The organism is Lacinutrix jangbogonensis (assembly GCF_000797445.1).
In the GTDB taxonomy this organism is placed as follows: domain Bacteria; phylum Bacteroidota; class Bacteroidia; order Flavobacteriales; family Flavobacteriaceae; genus Lacinutrix; species Lacinutrix jangbogonensis.
The window spans coordinates 122,675-140,317 of sequence record NZ_JSWF01000035.1; the positions used below are offsets into that span (position 1 = coordinate 122,675).

A 17,643-nucleotide genomic window follows, 5' to 3' on the forward strand; every position below is an offset into this window, starting at 1 on the left:
CTAGTGAGAACTAAGGTTTCACAAAATTGCATAAAAAAAAGGATAAACTAAAATAGTTTATCCTTTTTATATTAAATGCTTATTAACATTTATTCTTCTTCGTTAGTTGCTTTAGTATCAACTGGAGCAGCAGCTGCTTTTCCACGACGGCTTCTACGCGTTGTTTTCTTAGCTTTCTTGTCTGCGTTATAGATTTCATTATAATCTACTAACTCAATCATTGCCATATCAGCGTTATCACCTAAACGATTTCCTAACTTGATAATTCTAGTATATCCTCCTGGACGCTCACCAATCTTTGCTGCTACATCTCTAAATAATTCTGTAACTGCTTCTTTTTGACGCAACTTAGAAAAAACTAAACGACGGTTATGTGTCGTATCGTTTTTAGATTTTGTTATCATTGGCTCAACATACCCTCTTAAAGCTTTTGCTTTAGCAACAGTAGTGTTAATGCGTTTGTGCTCAATTAATGAACAAGCCATGTTTGCTAACATTGCTTTTCTGTGAGCCGTTTGACGACCTAAATGGTTTACTTTTTTTCCGTGTCTCATGACATTTGTTTTATCATCTTGCTACTAAACTCGTTTATAGAGGAGCAAAATATGATTAATTATTTATTTTAATTAATTAAATTATTAGAGTGTAATAGTACAATGAAAATCATACTCTAAAAATCCTTAATCTTTATCTAATTTGTATTTCGATAAATCCATTCCGAAATTTAAACCTTTTACATTTACAAGCTCTTCAAGCTCTGTTAAAGATTTTTTACCGAAGTTACGGAACTTCATTAAATCGTTTTTATTGAAAGATACTAAGTCTCCTAATGTATCTACTTCAGCAGCTTTTAAACAGTTAAGTGCACGTACAGATAAATCCATATCTACTAACTTGGTTTTAAGCAACTGTCTCATATGAAGAGATTCTTCATCATAAGTTTCAGTTTGCGCTATTTCATCAGCTTCCAATGTAATACGCTCATCAGAGAATAACATGAAGTGGTGAATTAACGTTTTTGCTGCTTCAGTTAAAGCATCTTGAGGTGAAATAGAACCATCAGATTGGATTTCGAAAACTAATTTTTCGTAATCTGTCTTTTGCTCTACACGGTAATTCTCAATGCTATACTTAACATTTTTTATAGGCGTATATATTGAATCTGTAAAGATTGTTCCAATTGGTGCTGAAGCTTTTTTGTTTTCTTCTGCAGGAACATAACCTCTTCCTTTTTCAATTGTAATTTCCATTGTTAAATTTACTTTAGGATCTAAATTACAGATTACTAAATCTGAATTTAAAACTTGAAATCCTGAAATGAATTTTTGAAAATCACCTGCTGTTATTTGATCTTGACCTGAAATAGAAATAGAAACAGACTCGTTATCTACATCTTCTATTTGACGCTTAAAACGCAATTGCTTTAAGTTTAAAATAATTTCAGTAACATCTTCCACTACTCCAGAGATCGCTGAAAATTCGTGATCAACGCCTTCTATTCTAATCGATGTAATTGCAAATCCTTCTAAAGAAGATAATAACACTCTTCTAAGAGCATTTCCTACTGTTAACCCATAACCTGGTTCTAGTGGTCTAAATTCGAATTTTCCTTCGAAATCAGTAGAATCAATCATGATTACTTTGTCAGGCTTCTGAAAATTAAATACTGCCATATTTTCTTCGTTTTAATTGTTATTTAGTTGCGCGGTTAATAAGTTTGAAGAACACTAAAAACCCTTTGGCTAAAAACCAATATGATTATTTATTATTTAGAGTATAATTCAACGATGAATTGCTCATTTATGTTTTCTGGAATTTGAATTCTAGCAGGTACAGAAACAAAAGTTCCTTCCTTTGTTGCGCTATTCCAAGTAATCCATTCGAAAACGTTACTTGAATTTGATAATGATCTTTCGATAGCTTCAAGAGATTTAGACTTTTCTCTTACCGCTACAACATCACCAGCTTTTACTTGGTAAGAAGGTACATTTACCAACTCTCCATTTACTGTGATATGTCTGTGCGATACTAATTGTCTTCCAGCACTTCTTGTTGGTGCTACACCCATTCTAAAAACTACGTTATCTAATCTAGATTCACATAATTGTAATAAAACTTCACCTGTAATTCCTGGAGATGCAGTTGCTTTTTTGAACATGTTTCTGAACTGCTTTTCTAACACACCATAAGTATATTTAGCTTTTTGCTTCTCCATTAATTGGACAGCATATTCAGATTTTTTGCCACGACGACGTGCATTACCATGTTGCCCTGGTGGGTAATTTCTTTTTTCGAAGGCTTTATCATCTCCGTAGATAGCAGCGCCAAATTTACGTGCTATTTTAGTTTTAGGACCAGTATATCTTGCCATTTTTAAATTGTTTTTTTAAGAGTGCTTTGTGAATTAAGGTCTTAATCTTATCCTTCGACTAGCGTTGATCTCTTGTTGATACTTGTTAATAATATTTTTCGGTCTGCAAATTTACACAAAAAAATTAACATCAGCTATGTTAAATAGCTGATATTAATTTATGCATATAAAAATGATGTGAACATACTGTTGCAATGCAACGTTTTACACTCTTCTACGTTTTGGTGGACGACATCCATTATGAGGTAATGGTGTAACATCAATAATTTCTGTTACCTCAATTCCTGCATTATGAATAGAACGAATAGCAGATTCTCTACCATTTCCTGGACCCTTTACGTAAACTTTTACTTTCTTTAACCCAGCTTCTTTAGCTACTCCAGATGCATCTTCTGCACATAATTGAGCCGCGTAAGGCGTGTTCTTTTTAGAACCTCTAAATCCCATTTTACCTGCAGATGACCATGAAATCACGTCACCTTTTTTGTTTGTTAATGAGATAATAATGTTGTTAAAAGACGCAGTTATGTGCGCTTCTCCAACAGATTCAACTATAACTTTACGTTTTTTAGCTGATTTTGCATTTGTCTTTGCCATATTTCTATAGTTCTAAGTAGTTAGTTGATAGTCGCTAGAATCCTAAACCTAAATAATTTCAAACAGATTCTTTCCAACGTCTAAACACTAAAGACCAAATTTCTAATTATTATTTAGTTGCTTTTTTCTTATTAGCAACAGTTTTTCTTCTACCTTTTCTGGTCCTAGAGTTATTTTTAGTACGTTGACCTCTTAAAGGTAAACCCGCTCTATGACGAATACCTCTGTAACATCCAATATCCATTAATCGCTTAATGTTTAATTGTGTTTCAGATCGTAGTTCACCTTCAATAGTAAATGTTCCAACGGCATCACGAATGGCTGCTATTTGATCATCGTCCCAATCTTGAACTTTAATACTTTCGTCTACTTTAGCTGATGCTAAAATTTCTTGTGATCTGCTTCTACCTACTCCGTAGATATAAGTTAATGAGATCACTCCTCTTTTGTTTTTTGGTATATCTACACCTGCAATTCTAGCCATAATTATCCTTGTCTTTGTTTGAATCTAGGATTCTTTTTGTTAATGACATAAAGTCTACCTTTTCTACGTACGATTTTACAATCTACGCTCCTCTTTTTAACTGATGCTCTTACTTTCATCGTAATTAGTATCTATAAGTTATGCGAGCCTTAGTTAAATCGTAAGGACTCATTTCTAATTTCACTTTATCACCTGGTAACAACTTAATATAATGCATACGCATTTTACCCGATATATGTGCTGTCACAATGTGACCGTTTTCTAATTCTACACGAAACATCGCATTTGATAATGCTTCTATAATCGTTCCGTCTTGTTCTATTGCTGCTTGTTTTGCCATAGTAAATCTTAAGCTACTGCTTTTCTATTTTTACCAGTTTTCATCAAGCCATCGTAGTGTCTATTCAACAAATAAGAATTTACTTGTTGCATAGTATCGATTGCAACCCCAACCATAATTAATAATGACGTTCCTCCAAAAAACAATGCCCAACCTGATTGTACTCCCATTAACTTAAATACAAAAGCCGGAAATATAGCTATCAACGCTAAAAAGATAGAACCTGGTAATGTTATTTGAGACATTATCTTATCTAAGTATTCAGATGTTTCAGATCCTGGACGAATGCCCGGAATAAACCCGCCACTACGTTTTAAATCGTCTGCCATTTTGTTTGTTGGTACAGTAATCGCAGTATAAAAATATGTAAATATTATGATTAATAAAGCGAATACAATATTATACCACATTCCAAACATATCTGAGAAATTAGCTTGCATCCATTGTCCAGCAGAAGTATCTTTTAATAAAGATGAACCGCCTATTAAACCGGGAACAAACATAATAGCTTGTGCAAAGATAATTGGCATTACTCCAGATGCATTAAGCTTTAATGGAATAAATTGTCTTGCACCTTCAAATACATTTTTCTCGTATCCTCCAGTTGCAGATCTTCTCGCATACTGTACAGCAATTTTTCTAACTGCCATAACCAATAATATTGATGCTGCGATAATAGCAAACCAAATTACTATTTCGAAAAGAATCATCATTAGCCCATTACCTGTAGTGAATCTTGCATTCACATTCTGTAAAAAAGATTTTGGTAATGTTGCAATAATTCCAACCATAATTAAAAGTGAGATACCATTACCAATTCCTTTATCAGTAATTTTCTCTCCCAACCACATAGCAAAAATACAACCCGTAACTAATATAATTATAGATGAAAAGTAAAAAAGACCACCTTGACCTAATAAAAAGGCCGAATTTGGAATACCAAACATTGGTTGTAAACTAGCTAAATATCCCGGTGCCTGCACTAAACAGATACCAATGGTTAACCATCTTGTAATTTGAGTGATTTTTTTCTGTCCACTAGCACCTTCTTTTTGAAGTTTCTGTAAATAAGGAATAGCAATTCCCATTAACTGAACAACAATAGAGGCAGAAATATAAGGCATAATCCCTAAAGCAAAAACTGATGCATTTGCAAAAGCTCCACCAGTAAAGGCATTTAATAAACCTATAATACCACCACCACCAGCTTGATCTTGTAAGCTAGTTAATTGTGTAGCATCAATACCTGGTAACGGAACTTGTGCTCCAAAACGATAAACTAATAATAAACCTAAAGTAAATACGATTCGGTTTCTTAGTTCTTCGATCTTCCAAACATTCTTTATCGTTTCTATAAATTTCATATTCTCTAGTAGGTCTTATAAAGTTGCTGCTTCTCCTCCTGCAGCTTCAATAGCAGCTTTGGCGGTAGCAGTAAATTTATGTGCAGTTACAGTTAACTTAGTTTTCAACTCTCCTCGTCCTAAGATTTTTACAAGCTCGTTTTTACCAGCTAATCCTAGAGAAACGATAGTTCCAAAATCTAATGTATCTTTAATTTTCTTGTCATCAACTAATTGTTGTAAAGTATCTAAGTTAATACCTTGATGCTCTATACGGTTGATATTTGTAAAACCAAATTTAGGCACACGTCTTTGAAGTGGCATTTGACCACCTTCAAAACCAACCTTTTTAGAATAACCCGAACGAGATTTTGCTCCTTTGTGACCACGTGTAGCAGTACCACCTTTTCCAGAACCTTGTCCTCTACCTATTCTTTTTCCTTGATTTTTTACTGAACCTTCTGCAGGTTTTAAATTACTTAAATTCATTTTTCAGTATATTGTTATTTAGTTTCTTCTACAGAAACTAAGTGATTAACTTTTCTAATCATTCCTAAAATATTAGGAGTGTCATCGTGCTCGACAGTTTGTCCTACCTTTTTTAAACCCAAAGCTAACAATGTTAACTTTTGTCTTTTAGTACGGTTGATCGCGCTCTTAACTTTTTTTACTTTTATTTTTGCCATTTCTGTAAATATTAACCGTTAAAAACCTTCTCTAAAGATATACCTCTTTCACGAGCAATAGTATGCGCACTTCTCAATTGCAATAATGCATCGAAAGTTGCTTTCACCACGTTGTGTGGGTTTGATGACCCTTGAGACTTAGATAATACATCATGAACTCCAACTGCTTCAAGAACTGTTCTTACAGCACCACCAGCAATCACTCCTGTACCAGGAGCAGCAGGAATAAGATTTACACTTCCGCCTCCGTATTTACCTTTTTGTTCGTGAGGTAACGTACCTTTTACAATAGGAATACGTACAAGGTTCTTTTTAGCATCTTCAATAGCTTTTGCAATTGCACTAGCTACATCTTTAGATTTCCCTAAACCGTGTCCTACAACACCCGCTTCATCCCCAACCACTACGATTGCTGAAAAACCAAATGCCCTACCACCTTTTGTTACTTTAGTAACTCTTTGTACACCAATTAAACGATCTTTAAGATCTAAACCACTTGGTTTTACTAACTCTGCACTTCTGTATTTTTTATACATAATTTCTTAGAATTTAAGTCCTGCTTCTCTAGCTCCTTCAGCTAATGATTTTACTCTACCATGATATAAATAACCACCTCTATCGAAAGCGATAGTATTTACTCCTGCTGTTATTGCTTTTTCGGCAACTGATTTACCTACCATTGTAGCTACTTCAGTTTTATTACCTTTTACAGAACTAATGTCTTTATCTCTTGAAGATGCTGCTGCTAAAGTTTTACCTGTAACATCATCAACAACTTGAGCATAAATCTCTTTATTACTTCTAAAAACAGCTAATCTAGGTCTTGCTTCTGTACCAGAAACAACCTTACGGATTCTGCTTTTAATTCTTAGTCTTCTTTCGTTTTTTGTTAACGCCATAACTCAATTATTATGCTGATTTACCAGCTTTTCTTCTTAGTACTTCACCTACAAACTTAACACCTTTTCCTTTATACGGCTCTGGTGGTCTAAATCCACGAATTTTCGCAGCTACTTGTCCAACAAGTTGTTTGTCGTGAGATGTTAACTTAATGATTGGATTTTTACCTTTATTTGAAATTGTTTCCACTTTCACTTCAGGTGCAATACTTAAAACAATATTATGAGAGAAACCTAATGCTAACTCTAATTTTTGTCCTTGGTTACTTGCTCTATATCCTACTCCTACTAGCTCAAGCTCTTTAGTCCATCCTTTAGATACACCTGCAATCATATTGTTGACAAGTGATCTATATAAACCGTGCTTAGCTTTACTTTCTTTATTATCTGAAGGACGTGCTACTAACACATTTCCATCTTCTACTTTAACAGTTACAGTATCATAAGATTGAGTTAGTTCCCCTAACTTACCTTTTGCTGTAATAACGTTATCCTTTACTTCTATAGTAACTCCTTCTGGAATTGCCACTGGATTATTTCCTATTCTTGACATCTCTTTCTTGTTTATAGATTAGTAAACGTAACATAAAACCTCACCACCTACATTCTCACGTTGAGCTTGCTTACCTGTCATTACTCCATGAGAAGTAGAAACGATAGCAATACCTAATCCGTTAAGAATACGAGGTAATTCAGTTGAACCAGAATACAAACGTAAACCAGGCTTACTTATTCTTTGTAATTTTCTAATTACGGGTTCCTTTGTTTCTTTATTGTACTTTAGGGCAATTTTAATTGTTCCTTGTACCGAAGAATCGTCGAACTTATAACTTAAAATATATCCTTGATCGAATAAAATTTTAGTTATGTCCTTTTTTAAATTTGATGCAGGAATTTCCACTACTCTATGGTTAGCACGCACAGCGTTTCTAACTCTTGTAAGGAAATCTGCAATTGGATCTGTATACATATTTATTAATTTGCGGACTTGGTTTTTACACTATTGTAAACCTTAGACCAATTTATAATTTTACCAACTTGCTTTTCTAACTCCTGGTATTAAACCTTGGTTAGCCATTTCTCTAAATGTAACACGAGAAACACCAAAGGTACGCATGTAACCTTTTGGTCTTCCAGTTAATTTACATCTATTGTGCATACGAACTGGAGAAGCGTTTTTAGGTAACTTTTGTAAGCCTTCGTAATCGCCAGCTGCTTTTAAAGCTTTACGCTTCTCAGCATACTTAGCTACCGTTTTAGCTCTCTTCACCTCGCGGGCTTTCATTGATTCTTTAGCCATAACTTAGTTTTTTTGAAAAGGTAAACCTAATTCTGTTAATAATGATTTTGCTTCTTTATCAGTTTCAGCAGAAGTTACAAATGTAATATCCATACCTGAAATTTTATTGATTTTATCAATATCTATTTCTGGAAATATAATTTGTTCAGTAACTCCTAAATTGTAATTACCTCTTCCATCAAAACCTTTTGCTTTAATACCACCGAAATCTCTAACGCGTGGTAAAGCTGAAGTTACTAAACGGTCTAAAAACTCGTACATTCTTTCTCCTCTTAACGTAACCATAGCGCCAATTGGCATACCTTTACGTAATTTGAAACTTGCAACATCTTTTTTAGACAATGTAGCAATAGCTCTCTGTCCTGTTATAGTTGTTAACTCGTCTAATGCGTAGTCAACTAATTTTTTATCTGAAACTGCAGCACCAACTCCTCTAGACACAACGATCTTTTTGAGTCTAGGTACTTGCATTACATTACTATAACCAAATTCTTCTGTAAGAGCTGCAACAACTTTGCTTTTATACTCTTCTTTAAGTCTAGGTGAATATGCCATAACTATATTACTTCGTTTGATTTTTTAGAAAATCTTACTTTCTTTCCATCTTCCATTCTATATCCAATTCTTGTTGCTTCTCCTTTAGAAGTTAACAATGATAAGTTTGAAATTTGGATCGGAGCTTCTTTCTCTACGATTCCTCCTTGTGGACTTTGTGCACTTGGCTTAGTATGTTTCTTTACCATGTTCACGCCCTCAACGATCGCCTTGTTCTTATCGGCTAATACTTTTTGCACTTTACCCTCTGATCCTTTGTGATCTCCAGCAATTACTTTTACAGTATCTCCAGATTTAATTTTAAGCTTTGTCATCTTTATAAATGTCTTAAAGCACTTCTGGTGCTAATGATACAATTTTCATGAATTGTTTATCACGAAGTTCTCTAGCAACAGGTCCAAATACACGTGTTCCTCTCATTTCACCCGTTGGGTTTAAAAGTACACAAGCATTATCATCGAATCTAATATAAGATCCATCTGGACGTCTTACTTCTTTTTTAGTACGTACAACAACTGCTGTAGAAACTGCTTTTTTCTTAATGTTTCCATTAGGCGTTGCATCTTTTACAGAAACAACAACTTTGTCACCTACAGAAGCGTACCTTCTTTTGGTACCTCCTAAAACGCGAATAACTAAAACTTCTTTCGCTCCAGTGTTATCTGCTACTTTTATTCTTGATTCTTGTTGTACCATAATTACTTCGCTCTTTCAATTATTTCAACTAATCTCCAACATTTAGATTTAGATAAAGGTCTTGTTTCCATGATCTTTACTGTATCTCCAATGTTACAGTCGTTTGTTTCGTCGTGTGCTACGTATTTTTTCGTTTTCAAAACGAATTTTCCGTACATAGGATGTTTCACTTTTTTTACCTCGGCAACAACGATTGATTTCATCATTTTGTTACTAGTAACTACTCCTATACGTTCTTTTCTTAAGTTTCTTTTTTCCATCTTTCAGCAGAATTATTGTAATTCTCTTTTAGTTAATTCCGTTGCCAATCTTGCTACATCTCTTCTTACAGAACGTAATTGGATTGGGTTATCTAAAGGAGATATTGCATGTGCCATTTTTAGGTCTGAATAACTCTTTTTTGTCTCACCAAGTTTCTCTTGTAACTCAGCTACAGATAATTCTTTAATTTCTGATTGTTTCATAATATCAAATAAATTATGCTTCGTAATCTCTAGCGATTAAAAACTTTGTTTTTACAGGTAATTTTTGTGCTGCTAAACGTAATGCTTCTTTTGCAACGTCTAATGGCACTCCTCCTACTTCAAAAAGGATCCTACCTGGTTTAACTACTGCTGCCCAATATTCAACGGCACCTTTACCTTTACCCATACGTACTTCAAGAGGTTTCTTTGTAATAGGCTTATCTGGAAATATTTTAATCCAAAGTTGCCCCTCTCTTTTCATGTGACGAGTAGCTGCAATACGTGCTGCTTCAATTTGACGCGAAGTTAAAAAGTTCGAGTCTAGTGATTTTATTCCAAAAGTTCCGTTAGAAAGTAAGTGACCTCTACCAGAGTTCCCTTTCATACGTCCTTTTTGCATTTTACGAAATTTTGTTTTTTTAGGCTGTAACATTTTTCTTGTTCTTTAAAAAATTACTTTCTACGACGAGATTGATTCTTATTATCTCTTCCGCCTCGTCCACCTTTTCCTTGCTTCTTAGATAATCCAACAAGCGGAGAAAGTTCTCTTTTACCATATACTTCACCTTTCATGATCCACACTTTCACACCTAATCTACCATAAGTAGTGTGCGACTCAACAAGTGCATAATCAATATCGGCTCTAAAAGTAGATAAAGGTATACGTCCATCTTTATAGTGTTCAGAACGTGCCATTTCAGCACCATTTAAACGACCACTAATTTGGATTTTAATCCCTTCAGCGTTCATACGCATAGTAGCAGCAATAGCCATCTTGATTGCACGTCTATATGAAATTCTATTTTCAATTTGACGAGCGATACTAGTTCCTACTAAAAACGCATCTAATTCAGGTCTTTTAATCTCAAAGATATTGATCTGAACTTCTTTACCTGTAATTTTCTTAAGCTCTTCTTTTAACTTGTCTACCTCTTGTCCACCCTTTCCGATAATAATACCAGGTCTAGCAGTAGTGATAGTAACGGTTACAAGTTTTAAAGTTCTCTCGATAATTACTCTACTTACACTAGCTTTAGATAAACGTGCGTGAACATACTCTCTGATTTTATAATCTTCAGCAAGTTTGTCTCCATAATCGTTACCTCCATACCAGTTAGATTCCCATCCTCTGATAATTCCTAAGCGATTTCCGATTGGATTTGTCTTTTGTCCCATATCTATCTTAGCTTTGTGTATTATTGTTAGCTCCAACTACGATTGTAACGTGGTTAGAACGTTTTCTTATTCTGTGTGCACGACCTTGAGGTGCTGGACGTAATCTTTTTAACATTGCGCCTCCGTCAACTCTAATTTCTTTAACAAAAAGTTCTGCTTCTTCTATAGACGCATCTTCATTTTTAGCTTGCCAATTTGCAATTGCAGAAACTAACAAAGTTTCTAAACGTTTTGATGCTTCTTTAGAACTAAACTTTAAAATGTTAAGTGCTTTTTCCACGCGTTCACCTCTTACTAAATCGGCTACTAAACGCATTTTTCTCGGTGATGTAGGACAGTTATTAAGTTTAGCAAAAGCAATTTGCTTTTTACCTTCCTTAATAGCGTCTGCCATTTGTTTTTTACGACTTCCCATAGCTTACTACTTTTTACCTTTATTTTTAGCACCAGCATGACCTCTAAAAGATCTTGTTGGTGAAAATTCTCCTAATTTATGACCTACCATATTCTCAGTAACATATACTGGAACAAATTGGCGTCCATTGTGCACTGCTATCGTTTGTCCAACAAAATCTGGAGTAATCATACTTGCTCTTGACCAAGTTTTGATTACCGTTTTTTTGTTAGCGTCTACATTTGCAGCCACCTTTTTCTCTAATTTATAATGAACGTAAGGTCCCTTCTTTAATGATCTTGCCATATCTTATTTCTTTCTACGTTCTACAATATATTTATTACTTGCTTTAGTCTTAGAACGTGTTCTAAATCCTTTAGCCGGTATACCGTTTCTAGATCGTGGATGGCCACCTGAAGATTTACCTTCACCACCACCCATTGGGTGATCGACTGGATTCATTACTACTGGTCTAGTTCTTGGTCTTCTACCTAACCATCTTGATCTACCTGCTTTACCTGAAACTAATAATTGGTGGTCTGAATTAGACACTACTCCAATTGTAGCCATACAAGTAACCAAGATTAATCTTGTCTCACCTGAAGGCAATTTCACAGTTGCAAATCTACCATCCCTTGCCATTAACTGAGCAAAAGCACCAGCACTACGAGCCATAACAGCTCCCTGACCAGGACGTAACTCTATACAAGAAATGATTGTACCTAACGGTATGTTTGATAAAGGTGTTGCATTTCCAATTTCTGGAGCCACGTTTTCACCTGAAACAACAGTTTGTCCAACTTGTAAACCATTTTGAGCAATGATATAAGTTTTCTCACCATCTTGGTAATTTAATAAAGCGATAAACGCTGTACGGTTCGGATCGTATTGGATTGAATCAACTTCAGCAGGAACACCTACTTTAGTTCTCTTGAAATCGATAATACGATACCTTTTCTTATGACCACCACCTTTGTAGCGCATTGTCATACGACCTTGACTGTTTCTACCACCTGAACGTTTTTTCGGAGCTAATAAACTTTTCTCCGGCTTATCAGTTGTAATGGCGTCAAATCCATTTACAACTCTAAATCGCTGTCCAGGTGTGACTGGTTTTAATTTTCTTACTGACATTTGTCTTTAATTACATGTTAGTGTATAAATCAATTATCTCACCTTCCGCCAGTTGTACTATCGCTTTTTTCATCGCGTTAGTTTTACCATGTTGAATACCAGTTTTTGTGAACTTAGTACTTCTATCTGGACGGACATTTATAGTACGAACTTTTTCAACAGAAACTCCATAAGCAGCTTCCACTGCTTTTTTAATTTCTACCTTGTTCGCCTTTGTTTTCACGAAGAAGCTGAAACAGTTGTTTAACTCACTGTTTGCTGTCGCTTTTTCTGTGATAATAGGTTTAATTAAGATACTCATCTTGTTTCTTATTTACTTAAATTCGTTACAATTCCTTCTAAAGCTCCTTCTAAAAGTATTACTTGATTTGCATTTAAAATCTTGTAAGTACTTAATTCTGAGGATAATACCACTTCTGAGCCTTTTAAATTGCGTGACGACAAATATACATTATTATTTGACGCACCCAACACGAAGAGTGATTTTTTGTTTTGTAAGTCTAAAGCTTTCAAAATATTAGTGAAATTTTTAGTCTTTGGAGAGTCGAAACTGAAGTCTTCTAAAACAACAATTGCCTTCTCACTTGCCTTAATACTAAAAGCCGATTTACGTGCTAAACGCTTAAGGTTTTTATTAAGTTTGAAACTGTAGCTTCTTGGTCTTGGACCGAACATACGACCACCACCTCTGAAAACACCAGACTTAATAGAACCTGCTCTAGCTGTACCAGTTCCTTTCTGCTTTTTAATCTTACGCGTCGAACCAGTAATCTCAGCTCTTTCTTTAGCTTTGTGAGTACCTTGTCTTTGGTTTGCTAAATATTGTTTAACATCCAAATATACTGCATGATTATTAGGCTCAATAGCAAAAACATCGTTTGAAAGGTCTGCCTTTCTACCTGTTTCTTTTCCGTTTATATCTAAAACTGCTACTTTCATTATTTTCTAATAATTACATAAGCGTTTTTATGGCCAGGAACACATCCTTTAACCACAAGTAGATTCTTTTCAGCAACTACTTTTAAAACTCTTAAATTTTGAACTTTTATAGTGTCTCCACCCATTCTTCCGCCCATCTTCATTCCTTTGAAGACTCTTGCTGGATAAGATGCAGCTCCAATAGATCCTGGTGCTCTCAAACGGTTATGTTGACCGTGAGTCGCTTGACCGACACCTGCAAAACCATGACGTTTTACAACACCTTGAAATCCTTTACCTTTTGATGTTCCTGCCACATCAACAAATTCACCCTCAGCGAAATGTTCTACGGTGATTGCATCACCTAATTTGTACTCCTCATCAAAACCTTGAAATTCGGCGATTTTGCGTTTTACAGAAGTTCCTGCTTTTTTAGCATGACCTAAGTCAGCTTTAGTAGCACTTTTTTCTGTCGCGTCATCGAAACCTAATTGAACAGCTTTATAGCCGTCTACTTCTTCAGTTCTGACTTGGGTAACGATACATGGTCCAGCTTCGATTACTGTACATGGCATATTTTTACCATTTTCATCGAAGATGCTGGTCATACCGATTTTTTTTCCAATTAACCCAGACATAATTATTATTTATTTATTATTACTCAATTTGTTGAAGCATGCTTCAACATTACTTATCTATAAAAACATTCAAGGCTGAAAATACGTTTCAGCCTTGAATTGTATTTTTTCCGTTTTTCCTTCGCGCGCAGCTTAGGACATGTAAAGTTTAAACTTAAACTTTGATCTCTACTTCAACACCGCTTGGCAACTCTAACTTCATTAGAGCGTCAATTGTTTTAGAAGATGAAGAGTAAATATCCAATAATCTCTTATAAGAGCTTAATTGAAATTGTTCTCTAGACTTCTTGTTAACGTGAGGTGAACGTAACACAGTGAAAATTTTCTTGTGTGTTGGTAACGGAATTGGTCCAGTTACAACAGCACCAGTACTTTTTACTGTTTTTACAATCTTATCAGCAGACTTGTCTACTAAGTTATGATCGTAAGACTTTAATTTTATTCTAATTTTTTGACTCATTTTCTTAACTTTTTAAGATTGTTCTCCTTTAGCTGCTTTAATAACATCTATAGAAATATTTGAAGGTGTCTCAGCATAGTGTGAAAACTCCATTGTTGACGTAGCACGACCTGAAGATAATGTTCTTAATGTTGTAACATAACCAAACATTTCAGATAATGGCACAGTAGCTTTTACAGTTTTTGCACCTGCTCTATCGCCCATATCACTAACTTGACCTCTTCTTCTATTTAAATCACCTACTATATCACCCATGTTTTCCTCAGGAGTAATAACTTCTAGCTTCATTATAGGCTCCATGATCACAGCTTTTGCCGCTTTTGCACAGTTTTTAAACCCTAATTTAGCTGCCAATTCGAAAGATAATTGATCAGAATCCACATCGTGATATGAACCATCTCTTAAAGTAACTTTCATAGCATCGATTTCGTAACCTGCTAAAGGTCCGTTTACCATTGCCATTTTAAATCCTTTCTCAATTGATGGTATAAATTCCTTAGGAACATTACCACCTTTAATTACAGATTTAAATTGAAGTCCTGTTTCTCCTTCATCAGCTGGCTCTACAGTAAATACGATATCTGCGAATTTACCACGACCACCAGATTGTTTCTTATAAACTTCTCTATGATCTGCAGCTGCAGTAATAGCTTCTTTATATTCAACTTGAGGTTGCCCTTGATTTACTTCAACATTAAACTCACGTCTTAAACGATCTACAATAACATCTAAGTGAAGTTCTCCCATACCTGATATAATAGTTTGACCTGAAGCCTCGTCTGAACGTACTGTAAATGTAGGATCTTCCTCGGCTAACTTACCTAGACCAATACCTAACTTATCGACATCTGCCTTAGTTTTAGGCTCAACCGCGATACCAATTACTGGATCTGGAAAGTCCATAGACTCTAAAACAATAGGATGCTTTTCCGCTGAAAGAGTATCACCTGTTTTGATAGATTTAAATCCAACAGCAGCTCCAATATCTCCAGCTTCTATATAATCAATTGCATTTTGCTTGTTAGCATGCATTTGGTAGATACGAGAAATACGTTCTTTTTTACCAGAACGGTTATTTAACACATAAGAACCTGCATCTAAACGACCAGAATATGCTCTAAAGAATGCTAGACGTCCTACGAAAGGATCGGTAGCAATTTTAAATGCTAATGCAGCGAAAGGTTCATCAACACTTGGCTTACGAATCTCTTCTTCATCTGTATCTGGATTGATTCCAACAATACCCTCCTTATCCATTGGAGAAGGTAAGTAACGACATACAGCATCTAATAAGAACTGAACACCTTTGTTTTTAAACGCAGAACCACAAATCATAGGAATAATGGCCATATCCATAACAGCAGCTCTAAGTGCAGCATGCACTTCGTCTTCTGTAATAGAATCTTCATCTTCCATAAATTTCTCTAAAAGATTCTCATCGTAACTTGCTACTTCTTCAATTAAAAGTGCGCGATACTTACGAGCTTCTTCCTTCATATCCTCAGGAATTTCGATAATATCGAAAGTTGCTCCTTGAGTATCATCATGCCATACAATAGCACGATTTTTTACTAAATCTATAACACCTTTAAAATCTTCTTCGTCACCAATGTTTAAAACGATTGGCACCGCGTTAGATTTTAACATGTCTTTTACTTGTTGACAAACACCTAAAAAGTCTGATCCTTGACGGTCCATCTTATTAACGAAACCAATTCTTGGCACTTTATAGTTATCCGCAAGTCTCCAGTTTGTTTCAGATTGTGGCTCAACACCATCAACTGCACTGAATAAGAAAACTAAACCATCTAATACACGTAATGATCTATTTACCTCTACAGTAAAATCTACGTGACCAGGAGTATCAATTATATTAAAGTGATATCCTTTTGTATCAGGTACTTTTTCTCCGTTTTCAAGTGGAAACTCCCACTCACAAGTTGTAGCCGCAGACGTAATAGTAATACCACGTTCTTGCTCTTGCTCCATCCAGTCCATTGTTGCAGCACCATCATGTACTTCACCAATTTTATGTGAAACTCCTGTATAATATAGAACACGCTCTGTTGTTGTTGTTTTACCAGCATCAATATGCGCAGCAATACCTATATTTCTTGTATATCTTAAATCTCTTGCCATCTTAAATTAGAATCTAAAGTGTGAGAATGCTTTGTTTGCTTCTGCCATTTTGTGAGTATCAGTTCTTTTCTTAACTGCTGCTCCCTCTTCTTTAGCTGCTGCTAAAATCTCAGAGGCTAAACGTTGCGCCATAGATTTTTCATTTCTCTTTCTAGAAAAACTAATTAACCATTTCATAGCTGTAGAAACCTTACGGTCTGCACGTATTGGGTTAGGAATTTGGAATGTTGCCCCACCAACTCTACGACTACGCACTTCTACGTGAGGCATAACGTTAGATAATGCTTCTTTCCATACTTCTAATCCTGATTTTTCTTCGTCTGTTTTTTTCGACTCTACGATATCAATTGCATCATAAAATACTTTGAAAGCTACTGACTTCTTACCATCCCACATCATCATGTTTACAAAACGAGTCACTAACTGATCGTTAAAACGAGGATCTGGCAAAAGCGGTCTTTTTTTCGCTGCTCTTTTTCTCATGTCTTCTTCTTAAAGTTTTAAAATTACTTCTTAGGGCGTTTAGCACCATACTTAGATCTACGTTGCGTACGACCATCGACACCTGCGGTATCCAATGCTCCACGTACAATGTGGTATCTAACTCCTGGTAAATCCTTAACCCTTCCACCTCTAACCAATACTATCGAGTGCTCTTGTAGATTGTGTCCTTCACCGCCAATGTATGCATTAACCTCGTTACCGTTTGTTAAACGAACCCTTGCTACCTTACGCATCGCTGAGTTTGGTTTTTTTGGAGTCGTTGTATAAACACGAGTACACACACCACGTCTTTGTGGACAAGAATCTAAAGCAGCCGATTTACTCTTCTTGGTTATTTTGGCTCTTCCTTTTCTTACTAATTGTGAAATTGTTGGCATATATATTTATATATAAATTTAATTGACCTCTTTTAAGAGGGCTGCAAATGTAGAAATTAATTTTCGATTTCCAAACCGTAAAACATTAATTTTCAATACTTTTTTAAATTTATGTTTTTGTCTATATAATATCTTTAGTTTTTCCGTTAGCTTTACACCATACATAAC

The 17,643-nt window shown here is 35.2% G+C and carries 32 protein-coding genes; all 32 read right to left on the reverse strand.

The window, feature by feature from the left end:
• Window positions 1-89: 89 nt before the first annotated feature.
• Window positions 90-554 (reverse strand): 50S ribosomal protein L17, encoded by a 465-nt coding sequence (gene rplQ, locus RH82_RS14810; RefSeq protein WP_034061862.1) that lies wholly within the window; start codon window positions 552-554, stop codon window positions 90-92.
• Between the two features lie 126 nt (window positions 555-680).
• Window positions 681-1,673 carry a DNA-directed RNA polymerase subunit alpha gene (locus RH82_RS14815; protein ID WP_034061864.1) on the reverse strand — a complete coding sequence of 331 codons (993 nt, stop codon included), beginning with the start codon at window positions 1,671-1,673 and terminating at the stop codon, window positions 681-683.
• A gap of 92 nt (window positions 1,674-1,765) precedes the next feature.
• Entirely contained in the window at window positions 1,766-2,371 is a 606-nt protein-coding gene (gene rpsD, locus RH82_RS14820) for a 30S ribosomal protein S4 (RefSeq protein ID WP_034061867.1), read from the reverse strand.
• A 204-nt stretch (window positions 2,372-2,575) separates the two neighbouring features.
• Window positions 2,576-2,968 carry a 30S ribosomal protein S11 gene (gene rpsK, locus RH82_RS14825; protein ID WP_034061869.1) on the reverse strand — a complete coding sequence of 131 codons (393 nt, stop codon included), beginning with the start codon at window positions 2,966-2,968 and terminating at the stop codon, window positions 2,576-2,578.
• 109 nt (window positions 2,969-3,077) lie between these two features.
• Window positions 3,078-3,452: a 30S ribosomal protein S13 gene (gene rpsM, locus RH82_RS14830; protein ID WP_034061873.1), complete on the reverse strand. Its 375-nt coding sequence runs from the start codon at window positions 3,450-3,452 to the stop codon at window positions 3,078-3,080.
• Between the two features lie 2 nt (window positions 3,453-3,454).
• A complete protein-coding gene (ykgO, locus tag RH82_RS18260) occupies window positions 3,455-3,571 on the reverse strand; it encodes a type B 50S ribosomal protein L36 (RefSeq protein WP_076732133.1) in 117 nt (38 codons plus the stop codon).
• Window positions 3,572-3,576: 5 nt separating this feature from the next.
• Entirely contained in the window at window positions 3,577-3,792 is a 216-nt protein-coding gene (gene infA / locus RH82_RS14835) for a translation initiation factor IF-1 (protein WP_007094967.1), read from the reverse strand.
• Window positions 3,793-3,800: 8 nt separating this feature from the next.
• A complete protein-coding gene (gene secY, locus RH82_RS14840) occupies window positions 3,801-5,156 on the reverse strand; it encodes a preprotein translocase subunit SecY (protein ID WP_034061877.1) in 1,356 nt (451 codons plus the stop codon).
• Between the two features lie 15 nt (window positions 5,157-5,171).
• Window positions 5,172-5,624, reverse strand: coding sequence for a 50S ribosomal protein L15 (gene rplO / locus RH82_RS14845; RefSeq protein WP_034061879.1), 453 nt, complete (start codon window positions 5,622-5,624; stop codon window positions 5,172-5,174).
• A 14-nt stretch (window positions 5,625-5,638) separates the two neighbouring features.
• On the reverse strand, window positions 5,639-5,821 hold the full coding sequence (gene rpmD / locus RH82_RS14850; RefSeq protein ID WP_034061882.1) for a 50S ribosomal protein L30: 183 nt from the start codon (window positions 5,819-5,821) through the stop codon (window positions 5,639-5,641).
• A gap of 11 nt (window positions 5,822-5,832) precedes the next feature.
• Window positions 5,833-6,357, reverse strand: coding sequence for a 30S ribosomal protein S5 (gene rpsE, locus RH82_RS14855; RefSeq protein ID WP_034061884.1), 525 nt, complete (start codon window positions 6,355-6,357; stop codon window positions 5,833-5,835).
• 6 nt (window positions 6,358-6,363) lie between these two features.
• Window positions 6,364-6,720 carry a 50S ribosomal protein L18 gene (rplR, locus tag RH82_RS14860; RefSeq protein WP_034061886.1) on the reverse strand — a complete coding sequence of 119 codons (357 nt, stop codon included), beginning with the start codon at window positions 6,718-6,720 and terminating at the stop codon, window positions 6,364-6,366.
• Between the two features lie 10 nt (window positions 6,721-6,730).
• Window positions 6,731-7,273, reverse strand: a complete 543-nt coding sequence (rplF, locus tag RH82_RS14865) for a 50S ribosomal protein L6 (protein WP_034061888.1) — start codon at window positions 7,271-7,273, stop codon at window positions 6,731-6,733.
• An 18-nt stretch (window positions 7,274-7,291) separates the two neighbouring features.
• Window positions 7,292-7,690 carry a 30S ribosomal protein S8 gene (rpsH, locus tag RH82_RS14870; RefSeq protein ID WP_034061891.1) on the reverse strand — a complete coding sequence of 133 codons (399 nt, stop codon included), beginning with the start codon at window positions 7,688-7,690 and terminating at the stop codon, window positions 7,292-7,294.
• Between the two features lie 60 nt (window positions 7,691-7,750).
• Complete coding sequence (gene rpsN, locus RH82_RS14875) at window positions 7,751-8,020, reverse strand: 30S ribosomal protein S14 (protein WP_034061894.1); 270 nt, start codon at window positions 8,018-8,020, stop codon at window positions 7,751-7,753.
• Window positions 8,021-8,023: 3 nt separating this feature from the next.
• The gene (gene rplE / locus RH82_RS14880; RefSeq protein WP_034061897.1) at window positions 8,024-8,575 is read right to left on the reverse strand and encodes a 50S ribosomal protein L5; all 552 of its coding nucleotides are present in this window, start codon (window positions 8,573-8,575) and stop codon (window positions 8,024-8,026) included.
• A gap of 2 nt (window positions 8,576-8,577) precedes the next feature.
• Window positions 8,578-8,889, reverse strand: coding sequence for a 50S ribosomal protein L24 (rplX, locus tag RH82_RS14885; RefSeq protein ID WP_034061899.1), 312 nt, complete (start codon window positions 8,887-8,889; stop codon window positions 8,578-8,580).
• A 13-nt stretch (window positions 8,890-8,902) separates the two neighbouring features.
• Window positions 8,903-9,271 carry a 50S ribosomal protein L14 gene (gene rplN, locus RH82_RS14890; protein ID WP_013869034.1) on the reverse strand — a complete coding sequence of 123 codons (369 nt, stop codon included), beginning with the start codon at window positions 9,269-9,271 and terminating at the stop codon, window positions 8,903-8,905.
• A gap of 2 nt (window positions 9,272-9,273) precedes the next feature.
• A complete protein-coding gene (gene rpsQ, locus RH82_RS14895) occupies window positions 9,274-9,531 on the reverse strand; it encodes a 30S ribosomal protein S17 (protein WP_013869035.1) in 258 nt (85 codons plus the stop codon).
• 12 nt (window positions 9,532-9,543) lie between these two features.
• On the reverse strand, window positions 9,544-9,735 hold the full coding sequence (gene rpmC / locus RH82_RS14900) for a 50S ribosomal protein L29 (RefSeq protein ID WP_034061903.1): 192 nt from the start codon (window positions 9,733-9,735) through the stop codon (window positions 9,544-9,546).
• 13 nt (window positions 9,736-9,748) lie between these two features.
• Complete coding sequence (rplP, locus tag RH82_RS14905; protein ID WP_034061905.1) at window positions 9,749-10,168, reverse strand: 50S ribosomal protein L16; 420 nt, start codon at window positions 10,166-10,168, stop codon at window positions 9,749-9,751.
• Between the two features lie 20 nt (window positions 10,169-10,188).
• Window positions 10,189-10,911: a 30S ribosomal protein S3 gene (gene rpsC / locus RH82_RS14910; RefSeq protein ID WP_034061913.1), complete on the reverse strand. Its 723-nt coding sequence runs from the start codon at window positions 10,909-10,911 to the stop codon at window positions 10,189-10,191.
• 7 nt (window positions 10,912-10,918) lie between these two features.
• The gene (gene rplV, locus RH82_RS14915; RefSeq protein WP_034061915.1) at window positions 10,919-11,326 is read right to left on the reverse strand and encodes a 50S ribosomal protein L22; all 408 of its coding nucleotides are present in this window, start codon (window positions 11,324-11,326) and stop codon (window positions 10,919-10,921) included.
• Window positions 11,327-11,332: 6 nt separating this feature from the next.
• Entirely contained in the window at window positions 11,333-11,611 is a 279-nt protein-coding gene (gene rpsS, locus RH82_RS14920) for a 30S ribosomal protein S19 (RefSeq protein ID WP_034061917.1), read from the reverse strand.
• Window positions 11,612-11,614: 3 nt separating this feature from the next.
• Window positions 11,615-12,439: a 50S ribosomal protein L2 gene (rplB, locus tag RH82_RS14925; protein WP_034061919.1), complete on the reverse strand. Its 825-nt coding sequence runs from the start codon at window positions 12,437-12,439 to the stop codon at window positions 11,615-11,617.
• Window positions 12,440-12,449: 10 nt separating this feature from the next.
• The gene (rplW, locus tag RH82_RS14930; protein WP_034061921.1) at window positions 12,450-12,740 is read right to left on the reverse strand and encodes a 50S ribosomal protein L23; all 291 of its coding nucleotides are present in this window, start codon (window positions 12,738-12,740) and stop codon (window positions 12,450-12,452) included.
• A gap of 8 nt (window positions 12,741-12,748) precedes the next feature.
• Window positions 12,749-13,378 (reverse strand): 50S ribosomal protein L4, encoded by a 630-nt coding sequence (gene rplD / locus RH82_RS14935; RefSeq protein WP_034061923.1) that lies wholly within the window; start codon window positions 13,376-13,378, stop codon window positions 12,749-12,751.
• Window positions 13,378-13,995 carry a 50S ribosomal protein L3 gene (gene rplC / locus RH82_RS14940; protein ID WP_034061925.1) on the reverse strand — a complete coding sequence of 206 codons (618 nt, stop codon included), beginning with the start codon at window positions 13,993-13,995 and terminating at the stop codon, window positions 13,378-13,380. The genes rplD and rplC overlap by 1 nt, the downstream gene beginning before the upstream one ends.
• 154 nt (window positions 13,996-14,149) lie before the next feature.
• A complete protein-coding gene (gene rpsJ, locus RH82_RS18465; RefSeq protein WP_007650482.1) occupies window positions 14,150-14,455 on the reverse strand; it encodes a 30S ribosomal protein S10 in 306 nt (101 codons plus the stop codon).
• 12 nt (window positions 14,456-14,467) lie between these two features.
• Complete coding sequence (fusA, locus tag RH82_RS14950) at window positions 14,468-16,594, reverse strand: elongation factor G (protein ID WP_034061927.1); 2,127 nt, start codon at window positions 16,592-16,594, stop codon at window positions 14,468-14,470.
• A gap of 6 nt (window positions 16,595-16,600) precedes the next feature.
• A complete protein-coding gene (gene rpsG, locus RH82_RS14955) occupies window positions 16,601-17,077 on the reverse strand; it encodes a 30S ribosomal protein S7 (RefSeq protein ID WP_034061929.1) in 477 nt (158 codons plus the stop codon).
• 23 nt (window positions 17,078-17,100) lie between these two features.
• Window positions 17,101-17,475 carry a 30S ribosomal protein S12 gene (rpsL, locus tag RH82_RS14960; protein WP_013869047.1) on the reverse strand — a complete coding sequence of 125 codons (375 nt, stop codon included), beginning with the start codon at window positions 17,473-17,475 and terminating at the stop codon, window positions 17,101-17,103.
• Between the last annotated feature and the right edge of the window lie 168 nt (window positions 17,476-17,643).